General features: G+C 59.9%; 29 protein-coding genes and 1 pseudogene. 14 read left to right on the forward strand and 16 right to left on the reverse strand.

What is annotated here, in order from left to right; genetic code table 11:
- Positions 1–8 precede the first annotated feature (8 nt).
- Entirely contained in the window at positions 9–536 is a 528-nt protein-coding gene (locus LB556_RS25795; RefSeq protein WP_224570417.1) for a hypothetical protein, read from the reverse strand.
- Between the two features lie 131 nt (positions 537–667).
- On the opposite strand from LB556_RS25795, the gene LB556_RS25800 reads away from it, so the two are divergent.
- From LB556_RS25800 to LB556_RS25815, 4 genes are all read left to right on the forward strand, one after another.
- Positions 668–838 carry a hypothetical protein gene (locus LB556_RS25800; RefSeq protein WP_224570418.1) on the forward strand — a complete coding sequence of 57 codons (171 nt, stop codon included), beginning with the start codon at positions 668–670 and terminating at the stop codon, positions 836–838.
- A gap of 10 nt (positions 839–848) precedes the next feature.
- Positions 849–1,151, forward strand: a complete 303-nt coding sequence (locus tag LB556_RS25805; protein ID WP_318011320.1) for an XRE family transcriptional regulator — start codon at positions 849–851, stop codon at positions 1,149–1,151.
- Between the two features lie 630 nt (positions 1,152–1,781).
- A complete protein-coding gene (rnk, locus tag LB556_RS25810; RefSeq protein ID WP_224570419.1) occupies positions 1,782–2,246 on the forward strand; it encodes a nucleoside diphosphate kinase regulator in 465 nt (154 codons plus the stop codon).
- A 161-nt stretch (positions 2,247–2,407) separates the two neighbouring features.
- On the forward strand, positions 2,408–2,971 hold the full coding sequence (locus LB556_RS25815; RefSeq protein ID WP_224570420.1) for a nucleoside-diphosphate kinase: 564 nt from the start codon (positions 2,408–2,410) through the stop codon (positions 2,969–2,971).
- 8 nt (positions 2,972–2,979) lie between these two features.
- Here the strand turns inward: LB556_RS25815 and LB556_RS25820 are convergent, their stop codons facing one another.
- A complete protein-coding gene (locus LB556_RS25820) occupies positions 2,980–3,525 on the reverse strand; it encodes a DUF488 family protein (protein ID WP_224570421.1) in 546 nt (181 codons plus the stop codon).
- A 68-nt stretch (positions 3,526–3,593) separates the two neighbouring features.
- Complete coding sequence (locus LB556_RS25825) at positions 3,594–4,439, reverse strand: LysR family transcriptional regulator (RefSeq protein WP_224570422.1); 846 nt, start codon at positions 4,437–4,439, stop codon at positions 3,594–3,596.
- A gap of 141 nt (positions 4,440–4,580) precedes the next feature.
- Between LB556_RS25825 and LB556_RS25830 the strand changes: the two genes are divergently transcribed.
- The 3 genes from LB556_RS25830 (at position 4,581) to LB556_RS25840 (ending at position 7,588) form a co-directional block, all read left to right on the forward strand.
- Positions 4,581–5,243, forward strand: a complete 663-nt coding sequence (locus LB556_RS25830; protein WP_140883749.1) for a 5-formyltetrahydrofolate cyclo-ligase — start codon at positions 4,581–4,583, stop codon at positions 5,241–5,243.
- Positions 5,244–5,339: 96 nt separating this feature from the next.
- On the forward strand, positions 5,340–6,935 hold the full coding sequence (gene ctaD, locus LB556_RS25835) for a cytochrome c oxidase subunit I (RefSeq protein WP_140883751.1): 1,596 nt from the start codon (positions 5,340–5,342) through the stop codon (positions 6,933–6,935).
- 74 nt (positions 6,936–7,009) lie between these two features.
- Positions 7,010–7,588 (forward strand): Tim44/TimA family putative adaptor protein, encoded by a 579-nt coding sequence (locus tag LB556_RS25840; RefSeq protein ID WP_224570423.1) that lies wholly within the window; start codon positions 7,010–7,012, stop codon positions 7,586–7,588.
- A 134-nt stretch (positions 7,589–7,722) separates the two neighbouring features.
- Here LB556_RS25840 and LB556_RS25845 read toward each other — a convergent pair whose 3' ends face one another.
- From LB556_RS25845 to LB556_RS25885, 9 genes are all read right to left on the reverse strand, one after another.
- Positions 7,723–8,544, reverse strand: a complete 822-nt coding sequence (locus LB556_RS25845) for a universal stress protein (RefSeq protein ID WP_224570424.1) — start codon at positions 8,542–8,544, stop codon at positions 7,723–7,725.
- Positions 8,545–8,735: 191 nt separating this feature from the next.
- Positions 8,736–9,032, reverse strand: a complete 297-nt coding sequence (locus LB556_RS25850) for a hypothetical protein (protein ID WP_140883757.1) — start codon at positions 9,030–9,032, stop codon at positions 8,736–8,738.
- 79 nt (positions 9,033–9,111) lie between these two features.
- Positions 9,112–10,641 (reverse strand): FAD-dependent oxidoreductase, encoded by a 1,530-nt coding sequence (locus LB556_RS25855; RefSeq protein WP_140883758.1) that lies wholly within the window; start codon positions 10,639–10,641, stop codon positions 9,112–9,114.
- A 223-nt stretch (positions 10,642–10,864) separates the two neighbouring features.
- Entirely contained in the window at positions 10,865–11,521 is a 657-nt protein-coding gene (fsa, locus tag LB556_RS25860; protein WP_140892735.1) for a fructose-6-phosphate aldolase, read from the reverse strand.
- A 142-nt stretch (positions 11,522–11,663) separates the two neighbouring features.
- Positions 11,664–12,035 carry a DUF488 domain-containing protein gene (locus LB556_RS25865; protein ID WP_224570425.1) on the reverse strand — a complete coding sequence of 124 codons (372 nt, stop codon included), beginning with the start codon at positions 12,033–12,035 and terminating at the stop codon, positions 11,664–11,666.
- Entirely contained in the window at positions 12,032–12,241 is a 210-nt protein-coding gene (locus LB556_RS25870; RefSeq protein ID WP_140892733.1) for a hypothetical protein, read from the reverse strand. The genes LB556_RS25865 and LB556_RS25870 overlap by 4 nt, the downstream gene beginning before the upstream one ends.
- Positions 12,242–12,277: 36 nt before the next feature.
- Positions 12,278–12,685, reverse strand: a complete 408-nt coding sequence (locus LB556_RS25875) for a c-type cytochrome (RefSeq protein ID WP_224570426.1) — start codon at positions 12,683–12,685, stop codon at positions 12,278–12,280.
- Between the two features lie 122 nt (positions 12,686–12,807).
- A complete protein-coding gene (locus LB556_RS25880) occupies positions 12,808–14,577 on the reverse strand; it encodes a GMC family oxidoreductase (protein WP_224570427.1) in 1,770 nt (589 codons plus the stop codon).
- A 26-nt stretch (positions 14,578–14,603) separates the two neighbouring features.
- On the reverse strand, positions 14,604–15,449 hold the full coding sequence (locus LB556_RS25885) for a gluconate 2-dehydrogenase subunit 3 family protein (protein ID WP_224570428.1): 846 nt from the start codon (positions 15,447–15,449) through the stop codon (positions 14,604–14,606).
- A 104-nt stretch (positions 15,450–15,553) separates the two neighbouring features.
- On the opposite strand from LB556_RS25885, the gene LB556_RS25890 reads away from it, so the two are divergent.
- The gene (locus tag LB556_RS25890; RefSeq protein WP_140883771.1) at positions 15,554–16,399 is read left to right on the forward strand and encodes a LysR family transcriptional regulator; all 846 of its coding nucleotides are present in this window, start codon (positions 15,554–15,556) and stop codon (positions 16,397–16,399) included.
- An 11-nt stretch (positions 16,400–16,410) separates the two neighbouring features.
- Here the strand turns inward: LB556_RS25890 and LB556_RS25895 are convergent, their stop codons facing one another.
- The 3 genes from LB556_RS25895 to LB556_RS25905 all read right to left on the reverse strand — a co-directional run bounded on the left by LB556_RS25895 (position 16,411) and on the right by LB556_RS25905 (position 18,278).
- Entirely contained in the window at positions 16,411–17,232 is an 822-nt protein-coding gene (locus LB556_RS25895) for a sensor histidine kinase (RefSeq protein WP_224570429.1), read from the reverse strand.
- A 114-nt stretch (positions 17,233–17,346) separates the two neighbouring features.
- The gene (locus LB556_RS25900; protein ID WP_224570430.1) at positions 17,347–17,868 is read right to left on the reverse strand and encodes a plastocyanin/azurin family copper-binding protein; all 522 of its coding nucleotides are present in this window, start codon (positions 17,866–17,868) and stop codon (positions 17,347–17,349) included.
- Complete coding sequence (locus LB556_RS25905) at positions 17,865–18,278, reverse strand: DUF5602 domain-containing protein (protein WP_140883837.1); 414 nt, start codon at positions 18,276–18,278, stop codon at positions 17,865–17,867. The genes LB556_RS25900 and LB556_RS25905 overlap by 4 nt, the downstream gene beginning before the upstream one ends.
- A 601-nt stretch (positions 18,279–18,879) precedes the next feature.
- Between LB556_RS25905 and LB556_RS25910 the strand changes: the two genes are divergently transcribed.
- Complete coding sequence (locus LB556_RS25910; RefSeq protein ID WP_140883773.1) at positions 18,880–19,404, forward strand: PTS sugar transporter subunit IIA; 525 nt, start codon at positions 18,880–18,882, stop codon at positions 19,402–19,404.
- A 193-nt stretch (positions 19,405–19,597) separates the two neighbouring features.
- Here the strand turns inward: LB556_RS25910 and LB556_RS25915 are convergent, their stop codons facing one another.
- Positions 19,598–20,371, reverse strand: coding sequence for a hypothetical protein (locus LB556_RS25915; protein WP_224570431.1), 774 nt, complete (start codon positions 20,369–20,371; stop codon positions 19,598–19,600).
- Between LB556_RS25915 and LB556_RS25920 the strand changes: the two genes are divergently transcribed.
- The 5 genes and pseudogenes from LB556_RS25920 (at position 20,358) to LB556_RS25945 (ending at position 24,286) form a co-directional block, all read left to right on the forward strand.
- Entirely contained in the window at positions 20,358–20,819 is a 462-nt protein-coding gene (locus LB556_RS25920) for an RrF2 family transcriptional regulator (protein WP_140892726.1), read from the forward strand. The genes LB556_RS25915 and LB556_RS25920 overlap by 14 nt on opposite strands.
- A gap of 174 nt (positions 20,820–20,993) precedes the next feature.
- Positions 20,994–21,137 (forward strand): hypothetical protein, encoded by a 144-nt coding sequence (locus LB556_RS25925; protein WP_224570432.1) that lies wholly within the window; start codon positions 20,994–20,996, stop codon positions 21,135–21,137.
- A 734-nt stretch (positions 21,138–21,871) separates the two neighbouring features.
- Positions 21,872–22,713 (forward strand): annotated as a pseudogene (locus tag LB556_RS25935) (saccharopine dehydrogenase NADP-binding domain-containing protein); the annotation flags it as partial.
- Positions 22,714–23,163: 450 nt separating this feature from the next.
- Positions 23,164–23,607, forward strand: a complete 444-nt coding sequence (gene rnk, locus LB556_RS25940) for a nucleoside diphosphate kinase regulator (protein ID WP_224570433.1) — start codon at positions 23,164–23,166, stop codon at positions 23,605–23,607.
- Between the two features lie 145 nt (positions 23,608–23,752).
- A complete protein-coding gene (locus LB556_RS25945; protein WP_140883779.1) occupies positions 23,753–24,286 on the forward strand; it encodes a nucleoside-diphosphate kinase in 534 nt (177 codons plus the stop codon).
- Positions 24,287–24,512 lie beyond the last annotated feature (226 nt).

Below are 24,512 nucleotides of genomic sequence, written 5' to 3' on the forward strand. Positions count from 1 at the left end.
GTTCTCCTTCACCTGCCTGCAGGCGACAGGAACGGCGGCAAGGTCGTTCCAGAGGCTTGCCCGTTGCCAGCATGGAGCTGGATGGCGCGATAGAACTCCCTTGCATGGAAAGCATAGGCGTCCAGATCGGCCGGATCGCCAACGAACAGTCCCATGTCCTCGGCTTTCCGGAAGAACCAGGGAGCGGGTAAACCAGGTTCGAGCGTCTTCACGGCAACAGCCGCCAGCAATGGCAGGCCTTCTTCGGCATCGTCGTCCATCAGTTGTTCGAGTGCATCCCGGATCACGCCTGCCGCGTCCGAAGCAACCAGGCTCTTGGCCAGTCTTGCATAGGTGATCGGCAGCCGGGTCTGTGCTTGCAGCAACAGTTCCTCACGAAGCCATATTTTGAGAGCGCTGTCATTCGCGGGAGCGATTGGGGCGCGTTCATGCATGTCGAGGTGGTTGGCGGCTACCATTCGACCGACCGCATTGCGCTGGTGGTTCGGACCGGAAAATATTACGCCGATATCGTGGTCAAGGGTGTCCATCATCATCGCTGAGCCTAAGGTGCCCTTCGCGCGATACCGCCAGGATTTCCACGTCCTGGCGTTGAGACCTGCTGCTGGCACCTGATCCTGTCAATTTCACTGCGCCGGAGCTTCACTCATCCTTAAATGCAAGACAAATGAAATTTATTGTCGCTTTAGCACAACTATTTTGCATCATAATTTCGATTGCGACTGATGACGCGGCCTTCCCTTTTCGGATTCGATATGCACTTTTGATGGATAAAGTGGTCGCGCCGGAGCGCCGTGGCTTTCAGCAGGCGGTGATTTCGCTCCCGAAGGCGATCTAGAAGGAGATTTATGATGATCACGGGTGCTCAATGCCGTGCCGCTCGCGCGCTGGTCGAATGGACCCGTGAAAAGCTAGCCAGCAATTCAGGCGTGGACGCGCTGATCATCGAAGAATTCGAGCGCCGGATCAGCCTTCCCGGCCAGGATGTCTGCGACACGCTGCAAACCGCGCTTGAAAACGCCGGCGCCGTTTTCATCGCCGAGAACGGCGGCGGTATCGGCGTTCGCCTGAAACTCAACCGCTCGGAAGTCAAGCGGATCGGCGTTCTGGAGAATGAAGGCGGCATTGTCGGTATAGATGCCGTTCCATAAGATCGAGGTCTTCGAGGCTCAATGAATTCACGGTCGGAGCCCATCGCTGGACAATCCAGAATCGGCATCGGCTTGACAGTGCAAACAAGGAGGGTGGCCCTCAATGACGGTTATCTGGGACGATCTCACCGAAGAGGAGCAAACGGCACTCAAGCGAATGAACCGCGGACCTTACCCATCTCTATCGAAAGCCTTGGCCGAACGTCTTGTTTTCCTCGGACTGGCGGAAGAAAGACCGAGCGGGACCGGGATAAACAGGACCGGAAGAGAGCTGGTGATAGGAACGTTGCTTGGTGCTCGCTCTGACTAGTTCAGAATTGACGCCCGCCAAGTTTCACCGGGTGGCTGTCTTGACTTCCCGGATTACTTCACCAACTATGGTCTTATGAACGCCGCCGTCAAAATTCGTCGCGATTTTCTTTTCCGGGTTTGCCCCATCGCGGGACTGTAACCCCCGGCTCGGCTGCCATGCGCGCCCCGAGCCGAGGGGCGGTGCGTTTACTCACGTGGGATGGTCCCGCAGGGACTCAAGCCTCCGGAGCATCGGCGTTCCATCAAGATTTTCACGAATTGGCTCGGTTCCGGCACCCTCTGTGGGCGGCTGGTCCGAGCAGAAGTACGAGTATTCAAATGCAAGACAATACGAAAACCCGGCGTAAGCCGAACATCCGAATCTCGCAGTCGGACCACGCGCGTCTGTCAGTGCTTGCGAGCACTGTGGCGGCACGAAATCCAGACGCGTCCGATGAACTGCTCGCCGAACTCGAGCGCGCGCGCGTCGTCGCCGATGGCTGGGTCTCCGCCGACATCGTTCAGATGGGCTCGACGGTGACATTCAAGCCCGACACGGGCGATGCCAAAACCGTCACGCTGGTTTTCCCAGGCGATGCGGATATCTCTGAAGGCAAGGTTTCAATCCTCACGCCGATTGGCACGGCTCTGATCGGCCTCTCGTCCGGGCAGTCGATGATTTGGACCGCGCGCGATGGGCGCCAGCACGAACTGTCGGTGCTTGCAGTGAACCAGCCCAGTCCGGAAGGCGATCCGGTCGATCGGCCCGCGCCAGCGTCTCCGACGATTGCGGCGGGCGTCTAGGCATGGGCGTTTCCATCCGTCTCCTCAATCACCCAGGCAGCCTGATCGCAGGAGTCTGACCCCTGCGCCGGCCTGTCCTGGTCCGGCACAGGGGTAGCTTTCCACACCCGATCAAATGCTTGACGCCGGATCCCTTTCAAGGGCCCGGCAGGAGACGTGCCATGCCCACTATCGATACCTGCCAACTAACCATCAAGGACTACACGATTCTCGAAGTAATGCGGGAGCGCCACCCAGCTCGCGACGAAACCTTCTCGGCTATCCTTCAACGGAAGATTTCGAGCGCAGTTGTAGTGTTTCGGGAGGACATTCCGGCAACCGTCGTGACGCTCAGCAGCCGCGTGGCTTATCAAGTAAACGACGGCCCTGCCGAAACCCGCATTGTCGCACATGACGAGATGCGCGGTCTCGTTGGCATGCTTTTGCCTATCACCAATCCGCGCGGCCTGGCGCTGCTTGGTCTGGCCGAAGGTCAGTCCATGTCCATTCCGACTGCGAACGGCTGCCTTGAAACGCTGAAGGTGCATGAAGTGGTCTATCAGCCAGAAGCGGCAAGGCGCGAAAGATTGAAGCTGGCGGGGGGTGCCGCGCCGGGCTCGTGGCGACTGGGCGGACCGGTTCTCCGCGTCGTCCATCGTTCTGATGAGCTGCAAGACAAGGCGGAGAACAAAGTCATGGCGGCTTTCGACACCGAGTTCGACGACCCGGGTCCGTCGGCCGCCTGAGGGCTCGACTATTCCGAAGGCTGTGAAGGCGGATAGACAAGCGTTCCGTCGGGCCTTGCCTTCACGCCGTCGGTGAGATTCGCCGGCTCGACCTTGTCATGGCCCATCAGATGCAAAACGGACTCGCCGCGGCTAAGGAGATAGTCCGCGACAATTCTTCTGTGACAGCGCCACCAGAGCGTTTCCGAGCACATGATGGCACATCGCCGCTGCCTGCCGAGGGACACAAGTCGGTTCAAACCTTCAAGAAATTCCACCGACAGCGCGTAGTCGGCGTAGTTGTGAAAACTCTGGTTGATCCAGAATGCGTTGAGCGTCGGTGGGATGTCGTGCGCCTTGCCACGCAGGCCGCCAAGCTCGGCAATGAATTCATATCCGATCCCGAACGCTGCCAGCTTTTCCGGGAGCACCTCGCTATTAAACTGCGGGTTCGCCCGCGATCGTCGGTCGGTCCTTATGTCGACCACCAGGGCGATGTCTCCAACCCGAAGCAGGGCGACGAACTCGGCAATCGAACGGGTCGAGTGACCGATGGTATGGAACGGATAAGGCATGTTCGGTCAATCCGTTGCGATCCATCATTCCAGCCATGCGAATCGTGGCTTCGAGCCTTGAAGGACGATCATTTTACCACTTGCTTCAGCCCGCGTAGCGCGTCCCGCACGTCGGCTCGCGCTTCGCTTGCTTCCGGATAGACTGCATAGGCCGGGTAGGTGAATTCCGGCGCGCCTTCCACGACCTCGAGCTGCCCCGACTCGATGTGAGGAGCCGCGGCGCCTCTGCGGAAATAGCCCATGCCGCCAGCGCGCAGAATATAGCTAAGACCCAACGGCCCCAAGCCGACCAGCAATCCGGGTTCCCCGAACGCGGTCGAACTTGCGTCGTGCTGGGCCGCAAACAGCGGCCCCCAGTCGACATAGACATAGTCCTTGGAGCCGACCGGCTCCCCCTCTTTGTCCGTGGTCCGAACCAGGACGAGCTGCTCCTCGACGAGAAGCTCTACCCTGAAACCCGGCAGCAGCTTCGGCGCATAGAGCACTGCAATGTCCAGAACGCCAGTCCTGAGCTGCTCGAGGAGCTGGTCCGGTACGCCGACTTGGGCTTGGATGGCGATTTCAGGCTTGGCCTTCTTCATCCAGACCAGCCAATCGAGCAGGAGCGGGTTCCACAGGCTGAGCTCTCCGCCCAAGGCAACGACACTTGTTCGTCCCGATGGGATGGCGAGTTGATGGCGGGCGCGCTCCCATATCTGGACGAATGACTGGGCAAACCGTTCGAACTCCCGACCCGCCGGCGTCAACTGCGCGCCATTGCGATTCCGGATGAAGAGCTGACGTCCGAGTTCTTCCTCCAGCGTGCGTATGCGCGCGCTTACCGTGGTCTGGGTGACGTGGAGTCGGTCGGCAGCCCTCAGAAAGCTGCCGGAATGGACGATTTCTAAAAACGTGCGAGCGCGGTCAATGTCCATCACAACCTCAACATTCAATGCAATAATATTGCATCAATACAGCATTTAATTCCGTTTGCCTTCCTGTTTCGTGAAGCGCAGCTTTTGGGCCGGACGTGTTGCGCCTGAATCGCCCAGCCAGCACAAAACGGAGTTCTAGAGATGGCCGATGAGAAAGATCTCGATGGCGAATTAAGGCAATTTGCTTCTCCGCCCTGCTCCATGCACGAACTCATGCCCGAATTTGGGATGCTGGCGATCCAGTCGGAAGATCGGAGTGACGTCGCATGCTGGCGCAAAGCAGAGCGGCAAAGATTAATCGAGGAGCGCCTCGCGGTTGACGTTGAGGAGAGAAAGGCTCGTTCGGAAAAGATCGCATCCTCCCTGGACCGGACGATAGGCAAGACCAGCGGACGGATCATCAGCACATATTGGCCGTTCCGCGGCGAGCCCGACCTTCGCAACTGGGCAATAAGGGTGATCGAGCGCGGTGGGCGCATAGCGCTTCCCGTCGTCATCAAGAAAGGCTGGCCACTGGAGTTCCGCGTCTGGGCGCCGGGCGACCCGCTGGAACGCGGCGTCTGGAACATTCTTGTCCCCTCCCGCGGACCCTCGGTCCAGCCCAATGTGGTGATCGCGCCGGTCGTCGGCTTCGACGAGGCGAGATATCGCCTGGGCTATGGCGGCGGTTTCTTCGACCGGACTCTTGCCGCGATGCCAAACAAACCCTTCGTCGTCGGAGTAGGTTACGGGCATGCCAAAATCCGCACGATCTACCCGCAGCCGCACGACATCCCCATGGACACGATCGTCACCGATGCGTGAACGACACAGGCAAGGTCTGGTTTTCCAATTGTGACGACGGCCGTCAAGCGACCCTTCGTCATTGAACCGGGCGCTGGCAGGAAGCAGGGAAAACACATGCAGGATTCCACAACCGCCTTGGATGATCACAAGCCCCGGTTTCTCGCCAGGTGGCTGTTTTCGACCAACCACAAGGATATCGGGACGCTTTATCTGCTGTTCTCGATCATGGCAGGGGTCTTCGGTACCGCGCTTTCCGTGTTGATCCGCATGGAATTGCAGGAGCCCGGCCTGCAGATATTTGGCGATCCGATGACCTACAATGTCGTCGTCAGTTCCCACGGCCTTATCATGATCTTCTTCGTGCTCATGCCGGCCCTGATCGGGGGGTTCGGCAACTGGATGCTGCCGATCATGATCGGCGCGCCCGACATGGCGTTTCCGCGCATGAACAACATCTCGTTCTGGCTGCTAGTCATGGCGTTCACCCTGTTCGTCACCTCGATGTTCGTGCCGGGAGCGCCCGGCACGCTCGGCCATGGCGGCGGCTGGACGCTCTACCCGCCGCTTTCGACCTCCGGCCAGCCAGGCCCCGCGGTCGACCTCGTCATCCTTTCGATCCACCTTGCGGGAGCGTCATCGATCCTCGGCGCGATCAACTTCATCACGACCATCTTCAACATGCGTGCGCCGGGAATGACGATGCACAAGATGCCGCTCTTCGCCTGGGCGATGCTGGTTACCGCCTTCATGCTGCTGATGTCGCTGCCGGTGCTTGCCGGCGCGATCACGATGCTGCTCACGGATCGCAACTTCGGCACGACATTCTTCGTTCCCGAGGGCGGCGGCGACCCGATCCTCTACCAGCACCTGTTCTGGTTCTTCGGCCACCCGGAGGTCTACATCATGATCCTGCCCGGCTTCGGCATCGTCAGCCACGTCATCTCGACCTTCGCCAAGAAGCCGATCTTCGGCTACATCGGCATGGCCTATGCGATGGTGGCGATCGGCGCGATCGGCTTCGTCGTGTGGGCGCATCACATGTATACGACCGGCATCTCCGTCGAGAGCCAGCGCTACTTCGCCTTCGCCTCGATGGTCATCGCCGTACCGACCGGCGTGAAGGTGTTTTCGTGGCTGGCCACAATGTGGGGCGGGTCGATCGAGTTCAAGACGCCCATGCTTTGGGCGACCGGCTTCATCCTGCTCTTCACCATCGGCGGCGTCACCGGGATCATGGTCGCCAGCCCCGGCATCGACCGCTCGCTGCACGACACCTATTTCGTGATCGCCCACTTCCACTATGTGCTGTCTTTGGGCGCGGTCTTCGCCATCTTCGCCGGCTTCTACTACTGGTTCCCCAAGATGACCGGTTACATGTATAGCGAGACGCTGGGCAAGTTGCATTTCTGGACGATGTTCATCGGCGTCAATCTCGTCTTCTTCCCGCAGCATTTCCTCGGCATGGCCGGCATGCCGCGCCGCTACGCCGACTATCCCGACGCTTTCGCCGGCTGGAATTTCGTCTCCTCGATCGGATCCTACATCTCGACCGCGGGGCTGATCATCTTCTTCGTCGCGGTCGCGGAAGCTTTCAGCCGCAAGCGCCCGGCCAGCGCCAATCCATGGGGCGAAGGGGCGACCACGCTTGAATGGCAGCTGCCCTCGCCGCCGCCCTTCCATCAGTGGGAAAGGCTGCCACGCATCCATTGAGGTGTGTATTTTCGACAAGTCGTTGGGTGAATACCATGAACGAGACCACAGATGCGAACAGCCAGATCTTGCTCGTGGCGATCATCGCGCTTTATTGGGCCATGCTTGGGAGCTGGAGCCAGCTTCTGTCGCGCTGGAACGAGGAGAAGGCCAAGCGGGAAACTGCGTCGGCGCGGCGGGACGGCAGTGCTGAACACACGTCCTCCTCGGACACGCCCCAGGATGCGCTTCGCAAGGTCGACCCGGATTTCGACCTCGCCGCATTTCTGTCCGGCGCCAAGAGGGCCTATGAAGCCATCCTGCGGGCGTTTGCGGATAGTGACATCCAGACATTGCAGCGCCTTGTCGGACCGGAGGTGCTTGCCGCCTTCGAGCGAGAGATCGTCAAACGCCGGGATCGGCAAGAAATGCTGGAGCTCACCTTCATAAGCACGGACCAAGCAAAGGTCGTCGACGCTTTCCTGGGGAATGGCACCGCTGAGATCGTTGTTCGGTACGTTTCCGACGTGGTCAGTGTCACGCGCTCGGCCAACAATGCAGTCGTCGCCGGCGATCCCCGGCAGATCGTCGAGATGATCGATACGTGGACGTTCGCCTGTGAAACTCAGTCGAAGAAACGGAATTGGATGTTGATCGCCACAGAAGGCGAATAACAAGCATGAGCTCTTCCGATAAGTCCGGCCGACAGGCTTGCCATGGTTGATGGGCAGCGAACCCAGAGGGGCCTGGATGCCTTCGAGGATTTGTCAGCTTGTGGCGATGCGCTCCACTATTGGTGTATCAACGATCAATTCGACATGACTCGGTTCAGTCGATCATTTTCAACTAGCGAGCGGGTAGCACCGCCGAATATCCACTCCCTGAACCTGCTGTGGCCGTAGGCGCCGGATATGACCAGATCCGCATGCATTGCGTTGGCCACGTCGGCGATCGTTCCGCCATCGGATTTTTCCTGAAACACGTCCGCCATCGCCTTTACGCCGTGAAAGGAAAGTAAGGCAACAACATCGTCCAGACTGTTCCAGGCTTCGTCGGTCGCGTCATTGTCGATCGTGATCACGCGAACCTCCTGAGCCATTTGCAAAAAGGGCATGGAATCAACAACCGCGCGCCTGGCTTCGCGCGTATCCTTCCATCCAACAATAACCTTGTTGATGCGGAAATTTTCCTGGTTGGTCGAGGCGACCAGTACAGGGCGTCCAGCCTGAAGGATCAGATTGCCGAGATCGGTGGAACGATGAACGTTCCCAGACGAGGCGCCCTCGGGCGACGCTGTGACGATGAGATCGGCCACGCGCGCCGCGTCGATCAGCAAGCGGGTCGGATTGCCCACAGCCCCACGCCATTCCGTATCAACCGTTGCGCCAGCAAAGCCTTCGAACTCGGCGCGGAGGTCCTCAATTCGTCGCTCGATGTTCTTCCGCTGGCGCATCATGCTCTCTCCTTCGAAGGCCACTCCTCCTTCCATTACAACAGGCGGTGGAACGTCGGCAGCAGAGAGGCCTACCAGGCGCGCATCGAAGCGCTGGGCCAGATCGACACCGAGCTTGACAACAGGAGCGACTATCCCGTCGATGTCGAGATTGAGAACGATCGACTTGTAGCCCATATCGGCTTTCCTTCCGTTGGTTGAAGATGATGCCGGCTCGGCAAACGGGAGCGTCAACAGGTCCCGCGCGAGACCTGGTTCACAATGCGGCAAAGGCCGGAGGCCTGCCTCGCAACGTTCCAACAAACTCAATGACGAACGATCGTTGTGGTGAGAAGTACGCCGGCCGGCGTGATCGTTAGGTCCCCGTCCTACTCGAACATAATCCGAGCGGTGCCTCTTTTGGCTATCAACGCTCTGCGAGCTTCCTGAATCCGTTCAGCCTGTAGTTTGGTATAGGGTCCCATCGGCCGCGTCTTTTCATTGCCGCGACGGACCTGGCAGTACCAGCGACCGCTGTCCGAAAAGATTTCAACCGAGGTCGGCATCTGATGGGCTTCTTCCCTGGCAACCTCCTTGGCGAACTCGATGATCTTTGAATAATGCTGAATGGGCGCAACGATGCGCAAATCCCTGCCGACGTTAAATTCCCGTTGCAATGTGGACATAGGTCAAACTCCTTTCCGTCACGACGACATACCTGCTCCGCCATTCCCTTGCGCTCTCGTCGGTGCTCGAGAGCGCTTTCTAGCCTGTCATTTGGCGCTCCATTTCCGCCTCGGCCTCCAGACTTTCGAGATCGCGGAAGATCGAAGCGACAGCCAAAGTGCGCCCTTCCCGTTTGAAACGAAGCAGGCAATCCCTGGCCGTGATGTCTCCATCGACCGAGATCTCATCCCATCGCTGGGCATGGCCGATATAGTTGATGGGGACATCGTAATGCTGGCTCCAGAAGAACGGCGCCGCGGCGAACTTCTCGCGATTGCCAAGCATGTTGAGTGCCGCGGTGCGCCCCTGTCTCTCTGCAACCACCCAGTGCTCTACCCGGATAGTCTCGCCACTATGAGGGTCGGGCCACCGGGCAATGTCGCCGGCCGCGAATATTCCGGGCGCGCTCGTTTCCAGGAACGAGTTCACCGCGACACCGCGATCGAGCTTGAGCCCGGCCTTTTCCGCGAGCCCAGTGCGTGGCCTCACGCCGACGCCGGCCACGACGAAATCGGCCGCCAACGTGCCGCCACTGCTGAGCTTCATCTTGCCGCCGTCGATGCTGGCCGCGGTGTCCTCGAGATGGAACACGACACCCTTCTCCTCATGGAGGGCGCGGATAAAATCGCCCATTTGCGGACCCAGGACCCGCTCCATAGGCCTTCTGTCTGGCGCTACGACATGAACGTCGATGCCGCGCGAGCGCAGGGCCGCCGCAACCTCCAAGCCAATGAAACTGGCGCCAAGCACGACGCAGCGTCGCGCATTCGTGGCCCGCTCGATGATCGCCTTGCAATCCGCGAGAGAGCGCAGCGTGTGGAAGGGTGATTGCTCGGCTCCGGGGATAGCAAGCCGAACCGGTTCGGCCCCCGTGGCCAGCAGCAGCCTTTCGTAGGCAATCCTGCCGCCATCCGCGAGGACAACCTCGCGTGAATGCAGGTCGATGCGATCGGCCTTCGTATCGAGACGCAGGTCGATATTGTTTTTCGAATAGAACTTCTCCCCGCGGAGCGGGATCCAATCCTCCGGCGCCTTTCCGGCGAGATAGTCCTTGGAGAGGTTCGGTCTGTCGACGGGCGGCGCTTGGTCATCGCTGATCATGACGATGCTGCCCTGGTATTGCTCGCGCCGCAGTGTCTCGGCGGCGGCGAAGCCGGCCGCGCCGCCGCCGACGATGACAATCTTGTCCGGAGCCGCATTGCCATCTCGCAGCTTGGCTGCCGTTCGTTTGCGCTTCTCGACCACGAATATCTTGCCTTCTCGCTGTTCAACCGACCAGCAAGCGAGTGGGTTGAAGGCGGGAGCGCGCAAGGCCTCGCCGGTCCGCAGATCGAAGCATGCGTGATGCCAGGGACACCGGACGGTATCTCCCACCAGAAGACCTTCAACGAGCGGGCCGCCGTAATGCGTGCATGTCGCCGCGGTGGCGAAGACCTCGGCCCCTCGGCGCACCAGCAACACCTGCTCATCGCCGCAGTGACCGACAAGCTTTCCGCCGTCGGGAAGGTCGGACACCGCGACGCCCTGAGCCAGATCAGGTCCAGCTAATTTGGTATGTCCTTCAACCATCTTCCTCTCCCTTGGCGATCCTGTGTAAAAATCGCTCGTTATGGCCGAGAAGCAGGAACCTCGCGGGCATCACAGTCTGGAAAGGGCTGGTTTTGCCCTGTTGGATGCGGACTTGCGCAGCTCTTATGCGTCAGTTTCCCGCCATCTCCGGTACCATGCAAACGAATTTAATCTGCAATTGTGTGCAATTTTTATGTGGGATCGGCGACCCCAATGCGGGCGGTCACAGGATCGCTTGCCCCGTCTTACGCCAATCGGCGAGAAAGGACTCGAGGCCCTTGTCGGTGAGCGGGTGCCTGGCGAGATTTTTGAGCACCGCCGGCGGCACGGTCGCGATATCGGCGCCTGCCATCGCCGCCTGTTTGACGTGGAGAGGGGTGCGAATTGAAGACGCGAGGATCTCCGTCGTGAAGGATTTGTCATTGTCGTAGATCGCGCGGATTTCCCGGACCACTTCCATGCCGTCCAGACCGAGATCGTCGAGCCTGCCGACGAATGGCGAAATGAAGGTCGCGCCCGCCTTGGCCGCGAGCAGAGCCTGGTTGGCCGAAAAGCACAGCGTGACATTGACCTTGTGTCCGAGCTGACTGAGCGCCCGGCAGGCCCTGAATCCATCCCAGGTCGACGGCACCTTGACGGCCACATTGGCCGCAATGCGGGCTAAACGCTCTCCCTCGGCGATCATGCCGTCGAAGTCGGTCGCGGTGACTTCCGCTGAAACCGGGCCCTCGACCGTCTGGCAAATCTCCTTGATCACATCCCTGATCGGTCGGCCGGTCTTTGCGATAAGGGACGGGTTTGTGGTCACCCCATCGAGAATGCCAACAGCGGCAAGCTCGCGAATTTCAGATATATCGGCGGTATCGACAAAGAATTTCATCGTTTTTCTCTTCAACGTGAACGTGTCCATCGGCGCTTTGATGAGGCTTCTTCTGTTTGGTTCCAGAAAGGTGATTTTGGTCTCGCTGTCGTGATCGCACGCCCAATGTCTTTGAAGGCCAAGGCAGCCCGGCGCGGCGTCTCTATCGATGCCTCAGCAAAACCTCCCTAAGGACGATGGCATCGTTGTGGGTCTCGTCATGAGCCGAGTAGACGAGTGTGACGGCGCCCTGCCGCATCAGGTCGCGCAGCCGGTCGAGGTCATCGCGACGCTCGTGGATTTCCGCCGCATATCGCCGACGGAATTCCTGCCAGCGGGCGGGATCGTGTCCGAACCATTTCCGAAGCTCGGTGCTTGGCGCGAGTTCTTTGATCCAGCAGTCGATGGCGGCGTCGGTCTTCTTGACCCCGCGCGGCCAAAGCCGGTCAATCAGCACCCGCGTGCCATCGTCGGCAGCAGGGCTCTCATAGGCCCGCTTCAGTTTTACTCTCTCGTCGAAGACTTTTCCGCTCATCCGTCCGTCTCCTTTTCGTTGACGGCATCGAGAAGCCCGGAGAACTCCTTTCGAAGGATCTTCTCGTCGGCTTGATCGGATACGATCACGAAAATGCTGCCGCGATATCGCTCGATCCAGTGATGGCCAGTTCCATGGCTTCGCAGGTGGTCACCGATCTGATGAACCGTGGAATACCCCAGACCCTGATGCAGGAGGAACTTCATGTGCTTGCTTGCAAGCCGGGACAGGTCGCCCCTGATTCAGGGGGAGACGTTCTGTCCTTGAGCGTTGAACTGTTTCAGGTAGGCGATCACATCGGCGATCTCCTGGTCCTTGCTGAGACCGGCGAATGTCATCTTTGTGCCTGGCACCAACTTGCGCGGCGCGTGCAGATATGTGGTCAGCGTCGGTTCATCCCAGGTCAGGCCCGAATCCTTGTTCGCGGCGGAATAGTTGTAATCCGGGTAAGTGCCTGCCGCACGGCCGACGACGCCATTCAATACGGGCCCTACTCCGTTCTTGGCATCAGGGCCCACCGCATGGCAGGACATGCATCTCTTGAAGACGACGGCGCCGGCTTCAGCATTGCCAGGAGATGTGTCCTGCGCATGCGCTGAACCGACTGCGGTGAGAATCGCGGCCGCCAATCCAAGCATGGTCGATTTCATGTTTGCTGCCTTCAATGAGTTACGGGTCGGTTCCGGTAGAGCCGGCTCCCGGCAATAAGAGGTTCGAAACACACCCAGCCTGCCGGACCCGAACCGCGGATCCGGGTCCGGCAGGCGTTGCCTCAGGAGGGAACCAATTGGCCTGGGCTCTTCAGATACTGGTTCTTGATCGCGTCCACTGCCCAGTAGGCAAGAGCGCCCACCGGCCCGGTCGGATTCTTCCCTGCGTTTTGCGGAAACACGCAAGCGCCAGTGACGAATACGTTCGGGACATCCCAGACCTGGAGATATTTGTTCAGAACGCTGGTGCTCGGGTCGGCTCCGAAGACCGCCCCGCCAGTGTTGTGCGTGCTCTGATATGGCACGATCGAATAGGGCACAGGCGGAATGCCCCGATCGACCTTGGTCGCGCCCATTTCCTTGGCGATCTCCACGCAGATGTCGGCCTGACCGTTCATTTGCTTTACCTCGTTGTCCTGGAAGTCGAACGTCATCCTCATCAACGGACGTCCAAAGACGTCGGTGTAGGTCGGATCGAGGCTCAGGTAGTTCTGCCGGTAGGCCATGACGGCCCCTTGATTGCCAACGCTGGCCGCGTGGTCATAATTGTCGACCACTGCCTGCTTCCAGTCGGAGCCCCAACGCGGTGTGCCGTGCGGAGTTGGATGCGACTGGATAGGCCGGGCGCCCGAGTTGCTGCAGCTGATGCCGCCGCCGCCAATGTAGCCGACCTTCACGAAATCGTAGTTGTCGCCGTTGAAATCATCCATGCAGGTGCCGAGCGCACCGGCGCCCATGTAGCGGTTCAGGATGGTTTTCTTGTCGAAGAAGGCGGTGGCCCCGCCACCGCACTGATAGGCATAGTTGCGGCCGACCACGCCCTTCCCCGTTGCCGGATCATAGGGCACGCCAATGCCGGACTGCAGCAACAGATTGACGTTGCCGAGCGCATAGGCCGACAGGATGATGAGGTCGGCAGGCTGTTCGAATTCGCGCCCGCGCGCGTCGAGATAGGTGACGCTGACCGCCTTCTTGCGGGTCGAGTCGAGATTGACCTTCAGCACGATCGAATTTGTGCGCAGTTCGAAATTCGGGTTCTTCAGCGCCAGCGGAATGACGGTGAAATGGGGGCTCGCCTTGGCATTGGCCTCGCAACCGAAGCGCTCGCAGAAGCCGCAATAGTGGCATTGGCCGAAGGCCACCCCGTCGGGATTGACGTAGTCGCGCGACGCGTTGGACGATGGATTGGGGAAAGGATGGTAGCCGAGATTGCGGGCCGCTTTCTCGAACATCACCATGCTCTGCGCGGCAATCATCGGCGGATTGGGGTAATCTTCCTTTCGCGATCCCTCAAAGATGTTGCCGCCGTCGATTTTCCGGCCGTTGAGATTGCCGGCCTTGCCGGAGGTGCCGCAGGTTTTCTCGAACTTGTCGTAATAGGGTTCGAGATCGTCGTAGGTGATCGGCCAGTCCTGAAGGTGCATGTCCGAGGGGATGATCTTCTCGCCGTACTTGTCGACGGTCCGGGTGCGCGCCTGGTGATCCCATTCGAGCCAGCGCCAGGTCACGCCGTTCCAGTGCACGCCGGCGCCGCCGACGCCCTGGCCGGGCAGGAAGGAGCCGAGTTGACGCATAGGCAGCGCCGTTTGCGATTCACCATTGCGGAATGTGATGGTCTCCCGCCGCACGTTCTGCATGAGGTCGTAGCGAGCCGCGTAGCGCAATTCGTCATGGATTTCCGGATCGATGAAGTCCGGATTGGTGTCACGCGGGCCTCCCCGCTCGAGGGCGACGATCTTCAGCTTGGTTGACGCAAGCTCCTTGGCAATGATGCCGCCTGTCCACCCAAGACCGACAATCAGGACATCGACCGCGTTCAGTTTGGTGGCCATGTCAAAATCTCCTTCTCTTCCGACGATCAAATGAGGTCCTGGATGCCCTTTGGTTCAGCCTTGTAGGGCTTGTTCCGAAACGGCTCGATCTTGTCCGCGTACATGGCATCCGCGCCGGGGAAGCCGATCATCTTCCAGGTCGCCGCGTCCTTGTTTCCGCCATACATCGGGTCCGCGAAATAGCCTTCGATCGTGAGTTGCAGCAGAAGCCCGAAGAATGTTCCGGTCGGCACTGTTGGAAGCTCGGTCTTCTTGGCGTCAAGGTCGGCCAGAACCGCGGCGCGGTCCTTTGCCGAAAGGGCCGCGAAGCTGTTCTTGTGGCTTTTCTGTACAACGGCGTTGACATCGGCGATGCCCGCCCGGATCAGCTCCGAGGGTGTCATCGGCAATTGATAGCCCTGCTCGGGCGCACCCTCGCCAAACGGCCCTTCCAGGTACAGCCGGTCGCCCTTGCCGTATCCGCTGGCCATCTGCCGGTCGATGTAGGTCGCAACGCCGAGCTCCTTGGCGCCGGGACCGGTTGAATCGCTGGGAATGAGCGTGTCGACCGCCGCCTCGACGAAGGCGGATTCGTCGACATTGAAGAATTCGCAGCCAGGGCCTCCGGCGTGAGGTTCGGCGGCGGCGTGATGATGTTTCGTGTCTGTTGCGGCCGCTGCCATAATCTCGTCCGCTGATGCGGATCCGCCAAACGGCAGGGTGCCTGCTGCCGCACCGGCCGCGCCGAACAGTTTCAGAAAGTCACGACGTCCTACATCGCTTTGGTCGTTCTTCTCTTTCGTCGACATGATTTCTCCTGTGACACTGCAGGCAAAACGATAGGTGAGGATGGAGAGGGCTCGCGCCCGCTCCAACTTGGCGCTGCGCAGCATTCAGCGCGTTGCTTGGTGGATTACCGAAGCCTAATGTTCTCGCTTGTTGTGTGGCAAACGAAATTCATTGACATTTAAGCGCAATTTTTATGCTATTAGCGCTCATGGATATTGAACTGGCTCGCACGTTTATCGAGATCGTTTCTACAGGGAGTTTCATTCGAGCTTCGGAACGCCTGAACGTCGCTCAGACGACCGTGAGCGCGCGAATCCGCAACCTTGAACAGCAACTGGGTCGACCGCTCTTCGTTCGGCACAAAGGCGGAGCTTCGCTCACTCCGGCAGGCGAGCAATTCCTGCGCCACGCCCCGATGTTCGTCCAACTATGGCAACGCACCCTTCACCAGGTTGCCGTGCCTCCAGGGCGCCGGGCCGTCCTGACGGTCGGCAGCGAAGTCAGCCTTGCGCAACCTCTTCTGCTCGACTGGGTCCGCTGGATGCGCCAATCGCTTCAGGATATCGCGCTGCGAGTGCACGTCGACGTGCCACAGGATCTGATCAACCAGGTCGCCTCGGGACTGGTCGACTTGGCCATCATGTACGCGCCCCCGCACAGACCGGGTTTGAAAATCGATCTGCTTTTGGAAGAAAAGCTCGTCCTGGTGACTACCAATTCCGATGCCCGTGTCGTGGATGAATCATATGTTTATATGGATTGGGGGCCGGATTTTGGACTTCACCACGGGATGAATTTCCCGAGTGCTGCGCCGGATCTTTCCTTCGATCTCGGTCCGCTCGCCCTGAACTATGTTCTTGCGACAGGCGGCTCTGGATATTTCAGAATGAGCTCAGTGCAATCTCACATAGAAGCAGGCCGGCTTCATCTTGTGCCTGAAATGCCGCAATTCTCGTATCCGGTTTACGCGGTGCAATCGGCAAGTGCGGATGAGAGCGTGGTAGGTCCTGCGCTGGCAGGATTGCATTCCGTCGCACGCGACGAGAGGAGATAGCAGGAGCCTTGTTAGGCTTCCGCCTGGATTGACGGGAACAGCAGGTCGACCGTCGTTCCGATGCCTTGCTCGCTTGCAATTCGGATCCGGCCACCCACCATATCCAGCCATGCCTGCACCTGCGACAGTCCTATCCCTGTGCCTTTTTCGCCCTTCGTCGTGAAGAAGGGATCGAAAACCTTCTGCAACACCTCCGGAGCCATGCCGCAACCGTGGTCCTCGACCCGAACGTAGGCGTAGCTTCCCGGCCCGGGCGGATCAGGTGAGGCGGTCGTCTGCACCAGTCGTCCGGTGGTGACCCGGACTTCGGAGTCATTTGAGACGGCATCGCGCGCGTTGATGACGAGGTTAAGCACGGCTGCATCGAAGAACGCGGGGTCGACCATGCAGAGCGGGACATCGGAACCGAGTTCGAGCTTGACCCTGACATCTGGTCCCGCGCCATACCTGAGGAAGGGCTCGAAAGACCTGAGGAACTCGTTCAGGTCGCCCGCATGGGCATCGAGTTCCTGATGTTTTGCGAAGGCGAGCAGTTGAGACGTTAGCTCGATCCCTCGATCGATTCCTTGCCGCGCCGCCGCGATGTAGGCCCGCACGCTTTCGGGTTCGTCGGCTCGCCTTTCGGCAAGCCGCAGGCCGGATTCGATGACTGCTAGGAGGTTTCTGAAGTCATGGGCAATGCCGCCCGTCATCTCGCCCAGAGCTGCAAGCCGGTTCGTCGCACGCTCACGCTGTTGGGCTGCGGTCGGGGGCACGTCCATCGCATGAGCGCTGTCGTCCCGTGTCGCGTGGGACCGTGATTGAGGTTCGCCCGGGAAAATATTGGCTGTCATAACGATCGCCCCCAAATTGATCGACGCTGACGATGGCGAGGAATCTGGCGCTCCCGTTCCCATCGTCGTATTCAATTCTCCTTGTTGCTGGCGGTCGTGTGTCTCATGCACAGCCTAAGCGGGCCGGACGATCCCTTTCGCCATGATTTCCTCGACTGTCGGAAACGCCTTGAGGGCCTCCTCCGGGAGGTCGCCATTGGCTCCGTCAAGTTGGGTCCAGCCGTTTGTCACGGGTTCGCCGACGATGATGCGGCCGACCATTCCGGCATGCTCGTGCGGAATGCAGAAATAGTCATAGACACCCTGTTCGGTGAAGGCCACCGAAAAGGTCTCGTGAGGCAGGAGGTAGTCCGAGGCCCATGGTCTTGCGGCCTTGGGCATGCGCAGCGGCCGCCCGAAATTCTTCGGGCTGTACGCCGTGGTCGTGTGCGAGTTGCCAGGATTGAGGTTTGTCCAGCGGACCGTCTGACCTGGCTTGATCAGAACGCCGATAGGGTCGAACCAGACGTGCGAGCCATCGTCGCGACCCTTCATCGCGATGTCGACGATGTCGCCGGCCCACACGGCTAAAGACGAAAGCGCCAGGGCGGCGAAACCGCCGCCCGCGCCAACTATCTCACGGCGCGTGAGTGTCATTTGGCGACCCGCGCCTCGTCGGTGGCCGAGACATGCCACAGCACCACGTGGACGTGCGGTTCTGGAACGCCAGGGTGCCCGGCATTGTAGTAAACGTCGACATGGTCGACGTTGCCGCCCGGCGCCGCGAGGTTGTCAAAACGCTTGTCCGGATTGAGTTCCTTGATCGGAAGCATGTAGATGCTGCTGACAAGCTTGCCGTCGTGGTCATAGGCAAGGAACGGACCGGCCGGCAACGTCGCCGGATCGACGAAGAGTTGACCCATGCCCGGGAGGAAGTCGGGCAATTTCACAAGTTTGCTGACCTGTTCGTAAGGAGCAGGCGGCGGCGATTTGGCGACGTCACTAGCCGCCATGGCGCAAAACGAACAGGCCATTGTCACGGCAACTGCGAGGGCAAGCTTTTTCATGACGGTACTCCTTTGCTTGGGTAGAAGCCGTGCGACAGCCGAAATCTGGAAGGCCTAAAATCCGATCCTATCGCGCTGACACGGCCCGTTCGGTCTCGCCCAAGCAAGGAGGAGACGGCCATCTTCGTCAAACGAAATTAAATGGCGTTTCAGTGCATTATTTTTGCGTTTGTCTGGTGCCCCTTGTTCGCATCCAAGAATTCTCTTCAGTCACGCGTCGGCGAAGATCGCAGAATGCGCATCGGCAAGGGCCGAGGATCATTCGCGATATCTCGCGAACCGGGGCAGCACGTGTCAAATGGTCGAAGGAGTTATACCCGCAACATCTGATAACTCTGAAGCGACCCGCCATTATCGACGTCGCTTGATTCCAAAAAGACCTTCACTACATTTTTGTTGTTATGCATATTTTCATGCAAAATCTCCGACGATATCCACGGCGCTTCAAAGCAGGCCTCTAGCCCGGACGCGAAAAGACCCTGGCTTTGCGTCCGGGACGGCCAGGATCCCTATTCAGTCAAAAGTGAACATTGCCTTGCGTAGGCAATGTGGCCGAACGCTCGTTCGCAATCGCGTTTGGATCGGCTTAGAGGCGACTGTGATGATCCCCCACATCTTTTCAGAAGAAGACATTTCGCTTGACCTCGCGACTAAGGGAAAGCATTCGGCCTTGTCGAGGATCGCCGTCAGGATTGCACGGAGATCAGGGCTGGACGAACATGTGGTTCTCAGCGGTCTTTTGTATCGCGAGGGCCTCGGCTCGACGGGTATCGGCCGCGGCGTGGCGATCCCACACGTTCTGCTCGACATGATCTCTTCGCCTTGCGTGTCTTTCACACGACTGGCTCCGCCTATCGATTTTGACGGACCAGACGACGACCCGGTCGATATCGTTTACACGTTGCTCTGGCCGCGCTCTGCCGTTTCCGCTTTCCTTCCCGCTCTTTCACAGGTGTGCCGGGTGCTTCGGAGGCCTCAGATTCGAGAGGGACTGCGACAGGCACAGTCAGCCGGTGAGGTGATGGCGATACTCGATGCTGACCTGTATCCGACCATTTCTACCAATTCGCACACTCGCCAGGTCGAGCCTGGCATTGTCATGCCTAGGCAGTTGAGCAATGCCTAGACCCCGTTGGTCGCGGGCGTACGCTGCTGGCATCTGTGCCATGCGGAATGCCCAACCTGTCGACGCTTCGGCTATGAGGCACTCCGAATAAGCCCGGCCTTCGGCAGGTTGCGGTTCAGCAGAACGCCCTCCAATCCATTGTATACTCACTTCATGACCGTCTTTCCTAAAACATAGATTGACAATATATGTTTTAGTTGGGATGCTTGTTCGAGTCCATGCCAAGGCACCATGAGAATGCAAGCCATCGATCCTCGTCGCAGAACGCGGCTGCAAGGATGCGCACTTTCGGTGCTGCGGATGAGGCAATCCATTCGCATCGACAGTCGGACAGCACTCTCAAGGAACCCGTACCGTCGGCAGGTTGGATTGTGCCTGGCGACGATGCCAATGCCGCCTTGGCCTTGCGGAAATCGGAGCGCGCATTATGAGCGGGAATAGTCGGAGCAAGAGAACGATCATCGTCGACGGCGTCCCGTTGCCGGATGTGCTTGACGAGACCATGATCCATGGTGTGGTTCACGGCTTTTACTATGAAATTCGCCGCGATGAGCTTCTCGGCCCCATATTCCACCAGAGGATACAGCCCGACGAATGGCCGCGTCATTTGGCAAAGATGTGCGACTTCTGGTCCGCGACACTGCTGCGAACGGCCCGATATGAAGGGCGGCCCCTGCCACCACATCTCGCGATAGCCGGCCTCGGCGAGGTGCATTTCCGGCGTTGGTTGAAGTTGTTTCGCGCCACGGTGCATCGCATCTGTCCGCCCGAGGTTGCGGTGCTGTTCATGGATCGCGCGCTGCGCATCGCTCACAGCTTTCGCCTCGCGGTCGCCTTCAGTCGCGGAGAGCCTACGATGGGCATCGAACCGATTGCCGAGAAACACCTGTGATGCCGAATTGGTTTGTGAGTGATTCCCGTAACAGCCCGCCAATCCAAGAGAGGAACCGCCGGTGAGGCTGACCAATTTCTCGGACTATGCTTTGAGGATGCTGATGTACGCGGCCTCCGCTGGCGATCGCCTGATCACGATCGAGGAGACTGCCCGCACCTTCAAGGTGTCGAAGACACACCTCAACAAAGTCGCCAATACCCTGACGCGCGGCGGCTACCTGAAGGCGGTCCGCGGCCGTTCCGGCGGCCTTGTTCTGGGACTTCGGCCCGAGATGATCCGGATCGGCGAAGTCATACGGCTGACCGAGCCGGATTTCGCGGTTGTGGAGTGCTTTGCCTCCGGAAACCAATGTGTGCTCACCGGCTCCTGCAAGCTTTCAAGCATGTTTGGCGAAGCGATAGCCTCCTTCCAGAGCATCCTCGATCGTTACACGTTGGCCGACGTCGCACTGATGCCTCAACATTTCCTCGGCAGGCCGTCACCACCCCAAGCTTCCGGCCCGGCGCGAGATGGTGGGTAAAGGCCGACGCCTCTTTACAATCGGAGACAAAATGTCTTGCCGCGAAGGATCAAGAGCCGCGCCATCTCGTTGCCGGATCAATTTGAGGACGGAGCAGACAGCCGTCACGGTCACCTGCGCAGGCATTGCCCCTTACCGGACGGATGCTGATTTTTTCTCGCAAGGAGACGAGCCATGGCTGAACGAAAGAAGAGCGACAAGCCGATAACACAGCAGTTTGAATCTGGTATCGACCCGGACAACAGCCTGTTGCCGATGCTGATCGGCGGCCTTGTCCTGATTGTCATCGGCGCGATCGTCGTCATGATGTTCGTCTAGTTTCGAAATGAGATAGTCGCCCCCGCATGTCGGGAGCCCGATGTTCGGGAGTTGAAAGGACCAGTTTTCTTGGGCTGATTTGGCTAGAGAAACTCCTACAGCGTCTGTCTGAGCTGAATGCCAACATCCATGATGGGAGATTTCCGTCCCGCGGAGCACTCGGCGTCCACGACGATAGACAGCGCCAGATCTTCGGCACAGATCAGTTGGCCGAATTTTCCACCGCATATGGCGAAAGGTTTGGTCTTGGAGCAATGTGTCCGACGCATCGGGGGCGGCAATGGGTGATCTTGTTCGACTGAGGTGGCGGCGAAAGAACGGGACGACGCGGCGTTCACGACTGCGCTCGAAAGGAAGCTGGTATTGGACGGTCACAGCTGCGCTCCTGGCTGCGGGCGCCGCCGGGTATTTCGGGTTCCGCTTCGTCTCAGGAGATAGTCCGGGATTCATCCCCTTCGCGCAGGGCAAGACTTCTTAGGTTCAGGAGGATTTGGTCGGCCGTGCTTCCGTCATCGACGGTGACACAATCGAAATCCATGGCAAGCGCATCCGCTTCAATGGCATCGACGCGCCCGAGTCGTCGCAAACCTGTGCAGACGGAAATGGCAAAGCATACCGATGCGGTGCACGCTCAGGCGCGGCACGCGCTTGCGCGTCTGGATAGAGTTCTCTGCGCTCTCCGAGCCAGGGTGGCACGCCAGACAGGCGCAGAACTGAAGAAGATTAGACAGTGCATGAACAAGAACGAATGGCCGGTTCACGGCAGGATCACGGGGCCCCTCGTCATGATCGGGTTCGGCTCGATCGGCAAAGGCATGCTGCACCTACTGGGGCGCCATTTCGAGTTCGACCGCTCGCGCTTCGTCGTCATCGATCCGAACGACGCGGACCGTGCGCTCCTCGACGAGAATGGTATCCGTTTCGTCCATGCGGCTGTCACCCGCGACAGCTACCGGAACCTCTTGAAACCGCTGCTCACGCAAGGCGGGGGACAGGGCTTCTGCGTCAACGTGTCGGTCGACGTCTCATCCCGTGCCGTAATGTAGTTCTGCCGCGAAGTCGGAGCGCTCTACATCGATACCGTCGCCGAACCCTGGGCAGGTTTCTACCTTGATGAGAGCGCCGGTCCGGAGGCACGCACCAACTACGCCCTACGCGAGATCATCATCCTCGAGGCGCAGGCGGAAAACCCCGGTGGCGCGACGGCCGTGAACTGCTGCGGCGCCAATCCAGGCCTGGTCTCATGGCCCGTCAAGCAGGCGTTGCTCAACCTGGCCCAGGACACGGGCGAAAGCCCGGAGCCTAAGTCGCGGGAGGAATGGGCGGCGCTTTTATGCAGCGTGTCGGCGTCAAGGGCATCCATATCGCCGAGCGCGACACCCAGCGGTCGCTGTCGCCGAAGCCGATTGGAACCTTCGTCAACACCTGGTCGGTCGAAGGATTCATCGCCGAGGGCCTCCAGCCGGCCGAGCTCGGCTGGGGCACGCACCAGACCTGGATGCCGGAGAACGGCCGTCGGCACGGGAAGGGCTCGCAATCTGCGATCTACCTGCTCCAGCCCGGGCCCGACACCCGTGCCCCGCAGCCGTTCGCAATGCGTCCGACCGGGGGCTAGTGGCCCGCGATGGGGCACACCCTGTAGAGAATTCCGTTGAGGGGGAAGACGCTGGTCATGCCCCAGAGGTGGGAGTTATCGGCATGCTTGTCAAGCAGCCGTGGCGGCAGCGACGAGCATCCGCCAGTCGGATGCGGGTGCAGGCAATGCACCCAGCTTGACTTTGTGTCTGGGGTGTCCCACGTTCTATGGCATGTTGACTGATCGCTGCATCCTCCCGCTCGGACGGGCGTTCCCCATCGAGGGCCACTAACCCCCGGCTCGGTCGCGTCGCGCCCCGGCCGCGGGGCATAAGCCTTCACGCTGCAATACGCAGCGCTGTAGGAACGGCGACAAACAAATTCACACAGACAATCTTCCGTTGGCGCCGTTGCCGCACCGGCGGTTCGAACATTTTAGAGAGTTTTGAAAATGGCCACCACCACGGGCAGGCGCAGGCCTGCCATCACCATGACCCGCTCCGACCATCAGAGCCTATCGCGCCTTACCGAATCCCGCGCTGCGAGGGATCCGGACATGTCCGAGCAGCTCCTCGCCGAACTCGACCGCGCCCGCGTGGTAGAGGACAGGCGCATTGCGGCCGACGTCGTCCGCGTGGGCTCGACGCTTCGGTTCACCACCGACGCGGGCGAGGACCGGACCGTCACGCTGGTGTTCCCCGGCGAGGCTGACATTGCCATGGGCAAGGTCTCTGTCCTGACGCCTATCGGCGCGGCACTGATCGGCCTGTCCGCCTCGCAGTCGATTGACTGGACGTCGCGCGACGGCCGCATCCACAGGCTGACCGTCGAGCGCGTTGAACAGACTGATGTCGCACAGCCTGCACGGCCGCAGCCCGAGCTACGGACGGCATGACCGTGTCGACGCCCCTGAGCCGCCTCTCGCTCTGCGGAGGATGCCTCATCGCAGGATCGTAGCCCCCTGTGCCGCACGCATGCGGCCAGGGGTTCTTCACCTCGTCCCGAGTTAGCGCTCCCAGACGGAGCAATGGAGAACTACGATGTCAAAAGAAACCTGCATCCTCACCACGAAGGACTTTACCATCCTGGAAGTCATGCGCGACCGCTGCCTTGGCCGGGACGACCCGCTCGCCCCGATCCTCAAGAGGAAGATCGAGTCAGCCACGGTCATGTTCCGGGACGACATTCCCGTGAACGTCGCCACGCTCAGCAGCCGGGTAGTCTTCAGCGTAAACGGCCGCGATCCGGACACACGCGTGATCTCGAGCGACCGGATAACCTCGCCGATCGGGATGTTCCTGCCTATCACGACCGCGCGCGGACTGGCGCTGCTTGGTCTTTCCGATGGCCAGGAATTCGTCACGACCAACGTCGACGGTGAGGAAGAACGTATCCTGCTCCGCGAAGTGCTCTACCAGCCCGAGGCCGCAAGGCGGGAAGAGGAAGCGATGCGACAGGTAGCCACGCAGCGCAAGCCGATGCTGAAGCTGATACGCGGGGCATTCTATGACCAGCCCCGTCTCGTCCCGGTGGCTCCGGACGGGTTCGACGACCCCGGCCCGTCGGCCGCCTGAGCGCTGCCGCCGCGCAGGAGAACCGCATTTGACAGACCGTCTCATCTTCGCCGCAGCGGCCTTTTTCGCCGGAATGCTGAACACGGTGGCGGGCGGCGGCACGTTCCCGACCTTCCCCGCCCTCGTCTACACAGGGGTATCTCGGCGTGGCGGCGGGCTTTCGCGGGGAGATCAGGACATTCGACAGCGGCCGGCGATTGAAGGCCACGGCAGCAACTGCCGGAGG

It is taken from the genome of Mesorhizobium sp. ES1-4, from assembly GCF_020164745.1.
Classification (GTDB): Bacteria; Pseudomonadota; Alphaproteobacteria; order Rhizobiales; family Rhizobiaceae; genus Mesorhizobium.

Bases quoted from the DNA above. Each gene is read 5' to 3' on its own strand.
- LB556_RS25795 (WP_224570417.1), bottom strand. From the start codon at position 536: ATGATGATGGACACCCTTGACCACGATATCGGCGTAATATTTTCCGGT.
- LB556_RS25800 (WP_224570418.1), top strand. From the start codon at position 668: ATGAAATTTATTGTCGCTTTAGCACAACTATTTTGCATCATAATTTCG.
- LB556_RS25805 (WP_318011320.1), top strand. From the start codon at position 849: ATGATGATCACGGGTGCTCAATGCCGTGCCGCTCGCGCGCTGGTCGAA.
- rnk (WP_224570419.1), top strand. From the start codon at position 1,782: ATGCAAGACAATACGAAAACCCGGCGTAAGCCGAACATCCGAATCTCG.
- LB556_RS25815 (WP_224570420.1), top strand. From the start codon at position 2,408: ATGCCCACTATCGATACCTGCCAACTAACCATCAAGGACTACACGATT.
- LB556_RS25820 (WP_224570421.1), bottom strand. From the start codon at position 3,525: ATGCCTTATCCGTTCCATACCATCGGTCACTCGACCCGTTCGATTGCC.
- LB556_RS25825 (WP_224570422.1), bottom strand. From the start codon at position 4,439: ATGGACATTGACCGCGCTCGCACGTTTTTAGAAATCGTCCATTCCGGC.
- LB556_RS25830 (WP_140883749.1), top strand. From the start codon at position 4,581: ATGGCCGATGAGAAAGATCTCGATGGCGAATTAAGGCAATTTGCTTCT.
- ctaD (WP_140883751.1), top strand. From the start codon at position 5,340: ATGCAGGATTCCACAACCGCCTTGGATGATCACAAGCCCCGGTTTCTC.
- LB556_RS25845 (WP_224570424.1), bottom strand. From the start codon at position 8,544: ATGGGCTACAAGTCGATCGTTCTCAATCTCGACATCGACGGGATAGTC.
- LB556_RS25850 (WP_140883757.1), bottom strand. From the start codon at position 9,032: ATGTCCACATTGCAACGGGAATTTAACGTCGGCAGGGATTTGCGCATC.
- LB556_RS25855 (WP_140883758.1), bottom strand. From the start codon at position 10,641: ATGGTTGAAGGACATACCAAATTAGCTGGACCTGATCTGGCTCAGGGC.
- fsa (WP_140892735.1), bottom strand. From the start codon at position 11,521: ATGAAATTCTTTGTCGATACCGCCGATATATCTGAAATTCGCGAGCTT.
- LB556_RS25865 (WP_224570425.1), bottom strand. From the start codon at position 12,035: ATGAGCGGAAAAGTCTTCGACGAGAGAGTAAAACTGAAGCGGGCCTAT.
- LB556_RS25870 (WP_140892733.1), bottom strand. From the start codon at position 12,241: ATGAAGTTCCTCCTGCATCAGGGTCTGGGGTATTCCACGGTTCATCAG.
- LB556_RS25875 (WP_224570426.1), bottom strand. From the start codon at position 12,685: ATGAAATCGACCATGCTTGGATTGGCGGCCGCGATTCTCACCGCAGTC.
- LB556_RS25880 (WP_224570427.1), bottom strand. From the start codon at position 14,577: ATGGCCACCAAACTGAACGCGGTCGATGTCCTGATTGTCGGTCTTGGG.
- LB556_RS25885 (WP_224570428.1), bottom strand. From the start codon at position 15,449: ATGCTGCGCAGCGCCAAGTTGGAGCGGGCGCGAGCCCTCTCCATCCTC.
- LB556_RS25890 (WP_140883771.1), top strand. From the start codon at position 15,554: ATGGATATTGAACTGGCTCGCACGTTTATCGAGATCGTTTCTACAGGG.
- LB556_RS25895 (WP_224570429.1), bottom strand. From the start codon at position 17,232: ATGACAGCCAATATTTTCCCGGGCGAACCTCAATCACGGTCCCACGCG.
- LB556_RS25900 (WP_224570430.1), bottom strand. From the start codon at position 17,868: ATGACACTCACGCGCCGTGAGATAGTTGGCGCGGGCGGCGGTTTCGCC.
- LB556_RS25905 (WP_140883837.1), bottom strand. From the start codon at position 18,278: ATGAAAAAGCTTGCCCTCGCAGTTGCCGTGACAATGGCCTGTTCGTTT.
- LB556_RS25910 (WP_140883773.1), top strand. From the start codon at position 18,880: ATGATCCCCCACATCTTTTCAGAAGAAGACATTTCGCTTGACCTCGCG.
- LB556_RS25925 (WP_224570432.1), top strand. From the start codon at position 20,994: ATGGCTGAACGAAAGAAGAGCGACAAGCCGATAACACAGCAGTTTGAA.
- rnk (WP_224570433.1), top strand. From the start codon at position 23,164: ATGGCCACCACCACGGGCAGGCGCAGGCCTGCCATCACCATGACCCGC.
- LB556_RS25945 (WP_140883779.1), top strand. From the start codon at position 23,753: ATGTCAAAAGAAACCTGCATCCTCACCACGAAGGACTTTACCATCCTG.